Raw genomic sequence first — 12,205 nt, 5'->3', positions numbered from 1 at the left:
GCTCAGGACGCCGCGGCCGGCTTCTCCCGGGGGAGGGAGACCGCGGTGAGCAGCGCGGCGGCGACCAGGAGCCCGCCGGCGACCAGAAAGGCCCGGCCGTACCCCGCCGCCAGCGCCTCCTGGGCCGTGCCGCCCGCGTTCCCGGAGGCGCGGCCGGCGCTGAGCGCCAGGGTGGACAGCACCGCGAGGCCGATGCTGCCACCGCACTGGCGGCTGGCGTTGAGCAGCCCGCTGGCCAGCCCTGCCTCCTCGGGCGCCACCCCCGATGTGCCCATATAGGTGTTGGTGACCATGCTCAGCCCGATGCCCACACTCGCCACCAGGGACGGGCCGAGGAAGCCCCCGGCGAAGGTCGACGTCGGCGCCATGGTGCTGAACCACACCATGCCCGTGCCGCCCAGCAGCAGCCCGCCGACGATCAGGGTCCTGCGGTCCACCCGTCGCACCAGGCGCATGCCCAGGGTGCTGCCGGCCACGGCCCCGCAGCAGAACGGGAGGAACGCCGCGCCGGCCTCCATGGGCCCGTACCCCAGCACGTTCTGGAGGAACAGCGAGGCGAAGTAGAAGCCGGCCACCATCCCGGCGCCCACCAGCAGCCCCGTCACATTGGAGAGCCAGACGGTCCGGCTGCGGAAGATCCCCAGCCGGACGATCGGCGCGGGACAGCGGCGCTCCCACCAGACGAAGACGGCGCCGAGCACCACCGCCAGCGCCAGCACCGACAGGGTGCGGACCGAGCCCCAGGCGTGGTGCTCGGTGCCCAGCACGCCGTGGGCGGCCGCGGTCATCGCCGCCGTGACGAGCACCGCGCCCGGCACGTCGAGCCGCGCCCGGCCGCCGGTGCGGCGGTCCCGCACCGATGCCAGGGCGATCGGCAGGGTCAGGGCGACCAGCGGCACATTGATGAGCAGGACCCACCGCCAGCCCAGCAGATCGGTCAGCAGTCCGCCCGCCAGCACGCCCAGCGCGGTGCCGGAGCCGGCCACCGTGGCCCAGACGCCGACCGCCCGGGAGCGGGCCGGCCCCTCGGCGAAGGTCACCAGGATGACGGTCAGCCCGATCGGGGCGAGCACGGCGCCCGCCAGCCCCTGGCCCGCGCGGGCCGCGATCAGCTGCGCCGGGTTCTGCGCGAGGCCGCCGAGCAGTGAGGCGACGCCGAAGAGCACCAGACCGGCGGCCATGGTGCGCCGGTGCCCGAAGAGATCCGCCAGCCGGCCGCCCAGCAGGAGCAGCCCGCCGAAGACCAGGGTGTAGGCGTTCACCACCCACGACAGTCCGCCGGGGGAGAAGCCGAGGTCGCGGCTGATCTCCGGCAGCGCCACATTCACCACGCTGATGTCCAGCACCACGATCAGCTGGGACAGGCACACCGCCGCCAGCACCAGCCCGGTGCGGGGCCCGGGGCACGGTGTCGCTTCCGCCGCCCCGGGCGGCGCGCCGGGCGCCGTACCCCTGGCGGGGGAGTGTCCGGCGGAATCACCCACGGTTGCCTCCTGTGTACCTGGCCGCACTGCTCGGGTAAGGTATGCCTAACTTACCTGCTGTGCAAGGGCGCTCGATCGACACGGCGTCCAACTGGCGGGCAGGCCAAGTTGATTCGCTCATACAAGGATGATTAGGCTTGCCTAATCAAGATCGCATGCAGGGTGTCGGGTGGAATGGGGGAGGCCGGGTGGCTGAGTCATGGTGCCGCTCCGCCGGTACGGAGGCGGCCGGGTGGTGAGGCCGCGCGGTCGGACCGCGTCCGCCCCCACCGCGTCGCCGGCAGGGCCGCGCAAGCGGCCCGGGACGGGATCGCATCCCTCGCAGAGCCGTTTACCGGACCCGGCCCGGAGCGCCGGACCCCCGGAGGGGACGGCGGCGCGGCACCCCGCCCGGGCCACGGGCCGCCGCCGGGCGGCGGCGGTGCGCTGGAGCGGGCTGGCCGCCGGCCTGGTGGCGCTGGCGGCCGTCTGTGTGCTGAGCCTCGCCGTCGGCGCGCGGAGCATTCCGTTCGCCACCGTGTGGGAGGTGCTGGCCCACGGCCGGGGCGGTGAGGAGAGCTTCGTCGTACGGGAGCTGCGGCTCCCGAGGACCGTGCTCGGACTGCTCGCCGGGGCCGCCCTCGGGCTCGCCGGAGCGCTGATGCAGGGGCTGACCCGCAATCCGCTGGCCGACCCGGGGCTGCTCGGTGTGAACAACGGGGCGGCGGCGGCCGTGGTGGTGGCGATCTCCGTGCTGGGCCTCGGATCGCCCGTCGGCTACGTCTGGTTCGCCTTCCTGGGCGCCGCCGTGGCGTACACCGCCGTCTATCTGCTCGGCTCGACCGGGCGGGCGGCGACACCCGACCGGATGGTCCTCGCCGGGGCCGCGGTCAACGCCTCCCTGGTCGCCTTCGTCTCCGCCGTGGTGATCCACGACCCCGCCACCTTCGACGAGTTCCGCTTCTGGGCGGTGGGGTCACTCGCCGGGCGGGACCTCGATGTGGCGTTCCAGGTGGGCCCGCTGATCCTGCTGGGTGTGGTGATCGCGCTGAGCCTGGCCCGGCCGCTGAACGCGCTGGCGCTGGGCGACGAGACGGGCCGGGCGCTGGGCGCGCGGACCGAGCGGACCCGGATCGCCGGTGCCGTCGCGATCGCCCTGCTCTGCGGGGGAGCGACCGCCGTCGCGGGGCCCATCGCCTTCATCGGTCTGGCGGTGCCGCACATCGTCCGCATGGTCACCGGCCCGGATCAGCGCTGGGTGATGGCCTATTCGCTGGTACTGGCGCCGGTCCTGCTGCTGGGCGCCGATGTCGTGGGGCGGCTGCTCGCCGCCCCGGGAGAGCTGGAGGCGGGTATCGTCACCGCATTCCTGGGCGCGCCGGTCTTCATCGCGCTCAGCCGCCGACGCAGGATCACCGCCCTGTGAGCGCCGTACGGGAGCGCCGGCCCGCTGTCCGGCCGGTCACCGGCGAGGTGTTCCGCACCCGCGCGGGCGGCGTCTCGCTCCGCTTCCACCGGCGCACGTTCACCGTGGCCGCGCTGCTGGCCCTGGTGACCGCGGTGGTGGGTGTCGTCAGTCTGACCACCGGCAGCTACCGCGCCTCGGTCCCCGACGTGGTCGCGACCCTGCTCGGCGGCGGACCCGCCGGGCTGGACTTCATCGTCAACGAACTGCGGCTGCCCCGGCTGCTGGTGGCCGTGATGGTCGGTCTCGCGCTGGGCATCAGCGGGGCGATGTTCCAGAGCATCTCCCGCAATCCGCTGGGCAGCCCGGACATCATCGGCTTCACCGTCGGCTCCGCCTCCGGCGCCCTGGTGGTGATCCTGCTGCTGGACGGTGGTGTCCAGGCCATAGCCGCCGGCGCGGTCGGCGGCGGCCTCGCCACCGCCGCGCTCGTCTACGCGCTCGCCTTCCGCCGGGGTGTGCAGGGGTTCCGGCTCATCCTGACCGGCATCGGCACCACCGCCATGCTGGCCTCGCTCAACGCCTATCTGCTCTCCCGCGCCGCGCTCGCCGACGCGCAGACGGCCCAGCTCTGGCTGACCGGAAGCCTGAACGGACGGCGCTGGGAGCACGCCGGGCCGCTGGCCCTCGCGCTGCTGGTGCTGGTGCCCGCCGCCCTCTTCCTCGGCCGCCGGATGACACTGCTCGAAATGGGGGACGACGCGGCCCGCGCCCGCGGGGTGCCCGCCGAGCCGACCCGGCTCACCCTGCTGGTGGTGAGTGTCGCGCTCACCGCGGTGGCCACCGCCACGGCGGGGCCGATCGCCTTCGTGGCGCTCGCCGCCCCGCAACTGGCCCGCCGGCTGACCCGCTCACCCGGCGCCGGCCTGGTGACCGCCGGGCTGATGGGCGCCCTGCTGCTGGCCGCCAGCGATCTGGCGGCGCAGCGGGTACTGGCCCCGACCCAACTGCCGGTGGGGATCGGCACCGCCGCGCTCGGCGGACTGTATCTCGCCTGGCTGCTGGGCCGGGAATGGCGGAACCGGTGAGCGCGCGCCCCGGCCGGGGCCGTACGGCAGACCACTTCGGGCACCACCAGGGAAGCGGACAGGACACGACATGAACGACTCCGCGCACAGCGTCCGGCTGCACGGCGAGGGGCTGACCCTGGCCTATGACGAGCGAGTGGTCGTCGACGGCCTCGACGTCGCCGTACCGGACGGCTCCTTCACGGTCATCATCGGCCCGAACGCGTGCGGGAAGTCCACCCTGCTCAAGGCGCTCTCCCGGATGATCAGGCCCCGGGCCGGGGCCGTCCACCTGGACGCGGCGCCCATCTCCTCGTACTCCGCCAAGGAAGTGGCGCGGCTGCTCGGCCTGCTCCCGCAGACCTCCACCGCCCCGGGCGGGATCACGGTGGGGGACCTGGTCGCGCGGGGCCGCTATCCGCACCAGCGGATGCTGCGCCAGTGGTCCACCGCGGACGAGGACGCGGTGGTCGGGGCGATGGAGATGACCGGAGTCCTGGAACTGGCCGACCGCTTCGTGGAGGAGCTCTCCGGCGGGCAGCGCCAGCGGGTCTGGCTCGCCATGGTCCTCGCCCAGCAGACCGGGATTCTCCTGCTGGACGAGCCCACCACCTTTCTCGACCTCGCCCATCAGATCGAGGTGCTCGACCTCTGCTGGGATCTGCACCGCACACGGGGGCACACCCTGGTCCTGGTGCTGCACGACCTCAACCAGGCCTGCCGCTACGCCACCCATCTGATCGTGATGAAGGACGGCCGGATCGCCGCCCAGGGCGATCCCGCCGAGATCGTCACGGCTGAGCTGGTGCGGGAGGTGTTCGGGCTGTCCTGCCGGATCATCCCCGATCCCGAGGTGGGCACTCCGCTGGTGGTGCCCTCGGCCCGCCCCGACGACCCGCGCCGGCTGCGCTCCGCGCCGGCCGCTGCGCTCACCGCCGCCGACACCCGGCGCGGCTGACCTCCGTCCGCCTCCGTTCCGGCCGGGCCCGCGCGGGCGGTCGCGGAACACCCCCCGCTGTGGAGTGCCGGGGGCGGGACCGTCGCGTGCACCCTGTTCCGGGAGGGTGTTCCGGGGCTCCGGAGGGGTGCGTTCCACCGGCGTCGCACGGTGCGTCAATGTCGCTGTGACGATGGTCATTTGGCCGATGACCAGTGGTGCGCACGGAAGAGATTAGGTTAGACTAACCTTACTATCCGCTGGTCGGGTGGTGGCACGGGTAACCCAGGCCGACGACGTGAGGATCTCGTCCATGACGACGAACCCCTTTGACGACGACAGTGGAACCTTTCACACCCCGCTCAACCAGGAATGCCAGGGGACCGGTACGCGGCCGATGAGCCCGATCGGACGGACGGCCCGCCACGCGCGGAGCCGTGCGCACCTCTGAGATCACCAGTACCGCTGAGCCGGTCATAGGCAATACCTCTCATCAGCAGGTGTCGACCTGCGTTTGAGCCGTCCAGAAAATCTGTCTGTCACGGCGCACTCAGTGCTGCCAGAAGAGGACTTCCCATGCGGACCACGGAGCACCGTCAGCATGCGGTGAGCGTGCGGTGACCACTCTCTCCGATCGATTCGACTACCGGGCCGGCGCCGTCGCCGCCCTCGGCGACCCTCTCGCGGTCGCCGCCTCCCTGGCCAAGGGAGCCACCGCCCCCTATGTGCTGTTCGAGCGCGGCGGCCAGTGGTCCTTCGGCTCCGGGGCGGCCTATGAACTGCTGCTCCACCCCGACCGCATCGAGGTGCGGTCCGGCTCCGGCACAACCGTCACCCCCACCGGGCCCGACCCGCTCCAGCAGGTCGCGGAGCTGCTCGCCGAGTGCCCGCTGCCCGGCTGGCGCGCCTACGGCTGGGCCGGCTTCGAGCTGTCGTATCTGCTGCACGGCCTGCCCGGGCTGATCGGCTCCGAGCCACTGCTGCACTTGATCGTCCCCGAGCGGGAGGTGCGCTGCCGGGAGGGCGAGGCGGCCCTGCGGGCCGTGGACCCGGGGGACCTGCCCGCGCTGGAGGCCCTGGTCGCCGAGGGACCGGCGCCCGCCCCGGGCCGGCCGCTGGAGCTGGACGAGAGCGAGTCGGGCGAGCAGTACCGCAAGGCCGTCGCCGCCGCCGTCGACGACATCAGGGCCCAGCGGCTCCAGAAGGTCATCCTCTCCAGGATCGTCCCGGTGCCCCAGGACATCGACCTGGCCGCCACCTACCTCCTGGGCCGCCGGGGCAACGACCCCGCCCGCTCCTTCATGCTGGACCTGGGAGTGCACCGGGCGGCCGGGTTCAGCCCGGAGACCGTGGTCGAGGTGGACCCGGACGGCTGGGTCTCCACCCAGCCCCTGGCCGGTACCAGAGCCCTCTCCGGCGACGCGGACGCCGACCGGGGCCGGCACGAGGAACTCCTCGGCGACCCCAAGGAGATATTCGAGCACGCGATCTCCGTCAAGGCGGCCTGCGAAGAGCTGTACACGATGTGCGAGCGCGACTCCGTCGTCGTGAACGAGTTCATGACGGTCCGGGAGCGCGGCAGCGTCCAGCACCTCGCCTCCCGGGCCGGCGGGCAGCTCGCCCCCGGCCGCAACGCCTGGCACGCGCTGGCCGGGCTCTTCCCGGCGGTCACGGCCTCCGGCCTGCCCAAGGCCGCCGCCTGCACCACCATCCACCAGTACGAGAACAGCCCGAGGGGGCTGTACAGCGGCGCCGTCCTCACCGTCGACGCCGATGGCTCCCTCGACGCCGCCCTCGTCCTGCGGACGGTCTTCCAGCGCGACGGCCGCACCTGGCTGCGCGCGGGCGCCGGAATCGTCGAACACTCCACTCCGGAACGCGAGTTCGAGGAGACCTGCGAGAAGCTCCGCAGCACCAGCAGATTCCTCGTCCCCTCGACGCCGTCCGACACCGGCCGCCCCGCGGGGCCCCGGCGACCCGCGTAACCGCGATTCGGGAGCAGCTGACTGATGAGCCCACACGACCTGACCCCCGACGGCCTGCGCCGGGTGATCGCTGAACTGGTCGAGGAGGAACCGGAGTCGATCGACCCCGATGCCAACCTCTTCGCGCTGGGGCTGGCCTCCATCGAGGTGATGCGCCTGGTCGGCGGATGGCGCCGGGCCGGACTGACGGTGAACTTCGCCGAGCTGGCCGAGCAGCCCACGCTGGCGGGATGGACCGGGCTGGTCGCCGCCCGGAGCCCGGCCGCGGCGCAGCCGCCGCGGACCGCCGCCCCGGAGCCGCCGGTGGAGCCCGGCGACCCGGACGCCGAGTTCCCGCTCGCGGTGATGCAGCACGCGTACTGGGTCGGGCGGACGGACGGGCAGCGGCTCGGCGGGGTCGCGGCGCACCTCTACACCGAGTTCGACACCGCCCCGGGCGGCGGGGTCGACCCCGGGCGCCTGGGGGCCGCGCTGGAGCGGCTGGTGGAGCGGCACGCGATGCTGCGCGCCCACTTCACCGACGACGGGCGGCAGCGGATCGGGGCCCGCTCCGGCTGGCGCGGGCTGACCGTGCACGATCTGCGCGGCCTCGACGGGCCCGCGGTCGGCAAGCGGCTCGAACACACCCGGGACCTTCTCTCCCACCAGATGCTCCGCATCGACCGGGGCGAGGTCTTCTCCACCGCGCTCAGCCTGCTCCCCGGCGACCGGACCCGGCTGCACCTCGATGTCGACATGGTCGCCGCCGACGCGGTCAGCTACCGGCTGCTCCTGGCCGACCTCGCCCGGCTGCACACCGATCCGGACACCGAGCTGCCCGCCATCGGCTACGGCTACCGCCAGTACCGGGCGGCCCGGCCCGGCAGCCGTGCCACGGCCGCCGCCCGGGCCGCCCGCTACTGGGCGGACCGCCTGCCCGAGCTGCCCGGCGCACCGGAGCTGCCGCTCGCGGCGGCCACCGGGGACCGCCCCGCCGCCCGGGTCACCCGCCGCCACTTCGTCCTCGGCCCCGACGGCCGCCGCCGGCTCACCGAGGCCGCCCGGCGGCGCGGACTGACCCCGGCGATGGCCGTGGCCACCGCCTTCGCCGAGGTCGTCGGGGCCTGGTCCGCCCAGCCCCGGTTCCTGCTCAATGTGCCGCTGTTCGACCGCGAGCCGCTCCACCCGGACATCGACCGCGTCGTCGGCGACTTCACCGGCTCGGTCCTGCTCGACGTGGACCTCTCCCGGCCGCTGCCGTTCGTGGAGCGGGCCCGCGCCGTCCAGGCCCGGATGCACGCCGACATGGCCCACGCCGACCACTCCGGCGTCGAGGTGCTGCGCGACCTCTCCCGGCGGGCCGGGGAACAGGTCCTGGCCCCCGTGGTCTTCACCAGCGCCCTCAATCTGGGCGAGCTGTTCCACCCCGCCGTGCGCACCGCCTTCGGCGAGCCGGTGTGGATCGTCTCCCAGGGTCCCCAGGTGCTGCTCGACGCCCAGATCACCGAACTCGGCGGCGGTCTGCTGGTGAACTGGGACATCCGGGAGGACGAACTCGCCCCCGGAGTGGCCCCGGCGATGTTCGCCGCCTTCGAACAACTGGTGCGCCGGCTCACCGAGTCCGGGCCCGCCTGGGACCTCCCGGTCGACGGACTGCTGCCCGCCGCCCAGCTCACCGCCCGTGAGCGGGCCAACGACACCGCCCGCCCGCGCCGTGACCGGCCACTGCACCAGGACTTCTTCGACCGGGCCGGTACGCACCCCGAGGCGCCCGCGCTCCTCTGGGGCGAGGACGGAGTCCTGACCCACGGCGAACTCGCCGACCGGGCGCTGCGGGTGGCGCAGGCGCTGCGGAACCGGGGAGTGGGCCCGGGCGACCGGGTCGGGGTGACCCTGCCGAAGGGCCCGGACCAGGCCGTCGCGGTCCTCGGAGCGCTCGCCGCGGGCGCCGCCTATGTGCCGCTGGGGGTGGAGCAGCCGCCCGCGCGCGCCGCCCGTATCACCGCGGCCGCCGGGTTCGCCGCCGTCATCGCCGAGCGCGGCGGGGCCGGGAGCGGAAGCGGGGACGACGGCGCCGGTACGGCCCGTGCGCTGACCCTGGCCGATGCGCTCGCCGAAATCCCCCCGGGGGCCGCGCCCGCGCCGTACACGGGCGACCCCGAGCACCCCGCGTATCTGCTCTTCACCTCCGGCTCCACCGGAGAGCCCAAGGGCGTCGACGTGCCGCACCGGGCCGCCGTGAACACCCTCGACGACCTCGTCGAGCGCTACGCCCTGGGCCCGGACGACCGCACCCTGGCCCTCTCCGCGCTCGACTTCGACCTCTCGGTCTTCGATCTGTTCGCCCCGCTCTCCACCGGCGGCGCCGTGGTCTGGCCGGGCCAGGACGACCGCCGCGACGCCCGGAGCTGGGCCGAGCTGGTCAACCGGCACCGGGTCACGGTCCTCAACTGTGTGCCCGCGCTGCTCGACATGCTGCTCACCACCGGGGAGGAGCTGGGCACCTCCCTGCGGCTGGTGCTGCTCGGCGGCGACCGGATCGCCCCCGAACTGCCCGGCCGGCTGGGCGATGCCGTCCCCGGCTGCCGCTTCGTGGGCCTCGGCGGCACCACCGAGACCGCCATCCACTCCACCGTCCGCGAGGTGGACACCGCCCCCGCGCACTGGCACTCCGTCCCGTACGGAACGCCGCTGGGCAATGTGGTCTGCCGGGTGGTGGACCCCCTCGGCCGGGACTGTCCCGACTGGGTCCCCGGCGAGCTGTGGATCGGCGGCGACGGTGTCGCCCTGGGGTACCGGGGCGATCCCGGGCGCACCGCCGACCGCTTCGTCCAGCACCTGGGCCGGCGCTGGTACCGCACCGGCGACCAGGCCCGCTACACCCCCGCCGACGGCATCGAGTTCCTCGGCCGCCGCGACCACCAGGTGAAGATCCGCGGCTTCCGGATCGAGCTGGGCGAGGTGGAGGCCGCCCTCGCCGCCGACCCCCGGGTCCGCTCCGCCGTGGCCCTCGCCACCGGCACACCCGCCGCCCTCGTCGCGGCCGTCGTCCCCGCCGCGGCGGACGCCGGCCGGGAACCCGCTCCCGGCGCGGAGCCCGCGCCGGACCCCGGCGCCGGCCGGGACCCGGAATCCGCCCCGGACCGGGGCGCCGGACCCGGCGGCGGACCGGACCACGGCCCCGAGGCCCTCCGGGAGGCCCTGCGCGCCCTGCTGCCCCCGCACATGGTGCCCGACCGGATCACCTTCCTGGAGGCCCTGCCGCTCACCGCCAACGGCAAGACCGACCGCGCCGCCGTCGCCGCCCTCACCGGACGGGACCGCTCCGGCCCCGCCCGTACCGCACCGTCCACCCCCCTGGAGCGCGCCGTCGCCCACATCTGGGAGGAGACCCTCGCCGTCCGGGACATCCCCGCCGACGAGGAGCTCTTCGCCCTCGGCGGCGACTCGGTCCGCGCCACCGGCATCGTCGCCCGCATCCGGGAGGACCTGGACGCCCCCCAGGCGTCCGTGCGGATGCTGTTCGCCGCCCCCACCGTTGCGGGGCTGGCCCGTGCGCTGGCCGCCGCCCACCCCGACCCCGGGCGGCTCGACCGGGTGGCACGGCTCTTCCTCGACATCGAGGCCCTCTCCGACGACGAGGTCGCCGCCCGGCTGGAAGCCGCCGGCACCCCGGACGCGGGGGAGGGGCGATGAGCGCCGCGACCGGGGACCCCGGGCCCGCCTTCACCCCCTGGCCCGGCGCGGACGCCGCGCGCTACCGCGGCCTCGGCCACTGGCGCGGCACCGCGCTCGGGGAGCTGCTGCGCACCTGGGCCGCCCGCTCCGGCGGACACACCGCCGTGATCGCCGGCTCCGAACGGCTCACCTACACCGAGCTGGACGAGCGCGCCGACCGGCTCGCCGCCGGTCTGATCGCCCTCGGTGTCGAGCCCGGCGACCGGGTCCTGGTCCAGCTCCCCAACACCACCGACTTCGTGGTGCTGCTCTTCGCGCTGACCCGCTGCGCCGCCGTACCCGTCCTCACCCTGCCCGCCCACCGCCGCTCCGAGATCGCCCATCTCGCGGCCCTCTCCGAGGCCGTCGCCTATGTCGTCCCCGACCGGCACGCGGGCTTCGACCACCGGGAGCTGGCCGCCGAGGTCGCCGGGCTCGTCCCGACCCTGCGGCACATCCTGGTCGCCGGGGACCCCGGGCCCTTCACGGCGCTGCGCGACGTGACGGCGGAGCCCGGTCCGCTGCCCGCGCCGGACCCGGCCGCCCCCGCCGTGCTGCTGGTCTCCGGCGGCACCACCGGCAAGCCGAAACTCATCCCCCGCACCCACGACGACTACGCCTACAACGCCCGTGCCAGCGCCGAGGTCTGCGGACTGACCGCCGCCGACGTCTATCTCGCCGCCCTGCCCGTCGCCCACAACTTCCCCCTCGCCTGCCCCGGGCTGCTCGGCGTGCTCGGCACCGGCGGCACCGTGGTGCTCGCCCCCGCGCCCAGCCCCGATGTGGCCTTCCCCCTCATCGAGCGCGAACGGGTCACCGTGACCGCGCTGGTGCCGCCGATGGCCCGGATGTGGACCGAGGCCACCGAGTGGGCCCCCGAGGACCTCTCCTCGCTCCGGCTGCTCCAGGTCGGCGGGGCCAGACTGGAGGCCGATCTCGCCCGGCGCATCCCGCCCGCCCTCGGGTGCGCGCTGCAACAGGTCTTCGGCATGGCCGAGGGGCTGCTCAGCTACACCCGGCCGGAGGACCCCGACGAGACGGTCGCCACCACCCAGGGCCGTCCGCTCAGCCCGGAGGACGAGGTGCGCGTCCTGGACCGCGACGGCGCCCCGGTGCCGCCCGGCACCGTGGGGGAGCTGTGGGCCAGGGGTCCGTACACCCTGCGCGGCTACTACCGCGCGGCCCGCCACAACGCGGGCGCCTTCTCGCCCGATGGCTTCTTCCGCACCGGCGACCTGGTGCGCCGGCTGCCCAGCGGCCATCTCGTCGTCGAGGGCCGGGCCAAGGACGTCGTCAACCGGGGCGGTGAGAACGTCTCCGCCACCGAACTGGAGGAGCACCTCCTCACCCATCCGGCCCTCTCCCAGGCCGCGGTCGTCGCCCTGCCCGACGAGAGCCTCGGCGAACTGGTCTGCGCCGTGGTCACCCTCGCCCCCGGTGCCGCCCGGCCCAGGCTCAAGGAGCTGCGCGCCCATCTCGCCGGGTGCGGCCTCGCCGACTTCATGCACCCCGACCGGCTGGAGGTGCTCGACACCCTCCCGCTCACCGCGGTCGGCAAGATCAGCAAACGCGACCTGGTGACCCGGCTCACCGAGGGCTCCGGCTGAGTGCCGCCCTCGCCCCACCGATCTGACCGAACCATGCCAATGGAA

At 74.6% G+C, this 12,205-nt stretch carries 7 protein-coding genes; 6 read left to right on the top strand and 1 reads right to left on the bottom strand.

The annotated features are described in order from the left end of the window. Positions 1–2 precede the first annotated feature (2 nt). Positions 3–1,484, bottom strand: a complete 1,482-nt coding sequence (locus ABT122_RS21675) for an MFS transporter (RefSeq protein WP_351554573.1) — start codon at positions 1,482–1,484, stop codon at positions 3–5. A 421-nt stretch (positions 1,485–1,905) separates the two neighbouring features. On the opposite strand from ABT122_RS21675, the gene ABT122_RS21670 reads away from it, so the two are divergent. The 6 genes from ABT122_RS21670 (at position 1,906) to ABT122_RS21645 (ending at position 12,160) form a co-directional block, all read left to right on the top strand. Then, positions 1,906–2,889 (top strand): FecCD family ABC transporter permease, encoded by a 984-nt coding sequence (locus ABT122_RS21670; RefSeq protein ID WP_351554570.1) that lies wholly within the window; start codon positions 1,906–1,908, stop codon positions 2,887–2,889. Further along, a complete protein-coding gene (locus tag ABT122_RS21665) occupies positions 2,886–3,956 on the top strand; it encodes a FecCD family ABC transporter permease (protein WP_351554567.1) in 1,071 nt (356 codons plus the stop codon). Before ABT122_RS21670 ends, ABT122_RS21665 begins: the two co-directional genes overlap by 4 nt. A gap of 70 nt (positions 3,957–4,026) precedes the next feature. Continuing rightward, complete coding sequence (locus tag ABT122_RS21660; protein ID WP_351554564.1) at positions 4,027–4,893, top strand: ABC transporter ATP-binding protein; 867 nt, start codon at positions 4,027–4,029, stop codon at positions 4,891–4,893. A 596-nt stretch (positions 4,894–5,489) separates the two neighbouring features. Continuing rightward, positions 5,490–6,857 (top strand): salicylate synthase, encoded by a 1,368-nt coding sequence (locus ABT122_RS21655; protein ID WP_351554561.1) that lies wholly within the window; start codon positions 5,490–5,492, stop codon positions 6,855–6,857. A 24-nt stretch (positions 6,858–6,881) separates the two neighbouring features. Further along, complete coding sequence (locus ABT122_RS21650) at positions 6,882–10,532, top strand: non-ribosomal peptide synthetase (protein ID WP_351554558.1); 3,651 nt, start codon at positions 6,882–6,884, stop codon at positions 10,530–10,532. Further along, entirely contained in the window at positions 10,529–12,160 is a 1,632-nt protein-coding gene (locus tag ABT122_RS21645) for a (2,3-dihydroxybenzoyl)adenylate synthase (protein WP_351554555.1), read from the top strand. The genes ABT122_RS21650 and ABT122_RS21645 overlap by 4 nt, the downstream gene beginning before the upstream one ends. The last annotated feature ends 45 nt before the right edge of the window (positions 12,161–12,205 follow it).

The sequence above is a fragment of the Streptomyces sp. NPDC001985 genome (genome assembly GCF_040296845.1).
Lineage (GTDB): Bacteria > Actinomycetota > Actinomycetes > Streptomycetales > Streptomycetaceae > Streptomyces.
Note: the sequence above shows the minus strand (reverse complement) of the source record. Positions and strands in the feature narration are given on the sequence as shown.

Bases quoted from the DNA above. Each gene is read 5' to 3' on its own strand.
- ABT122_RS21660 (WP_351554564.1), top strand. From the start codon at position 4,027: ATGAACGACTCCGCGCACAGCGTCCGGCTGCACGGCGAGGGGCTGACC.
- ABT122_RS21650 (WP_351554558.1), top strand. From the start codon at position 6,882: ATGAGCCCACACGACCTGACCCCCGACGGCCTGCGCCGGGTGATCGCT.
- ABT122_RS21645 (WP_351554555.1), top strand. From the start codon at position 10,529: ATGAGCGCCGCGACCGGGGACCCCGGGCCCGCCTTCACCCCCTGGCCC.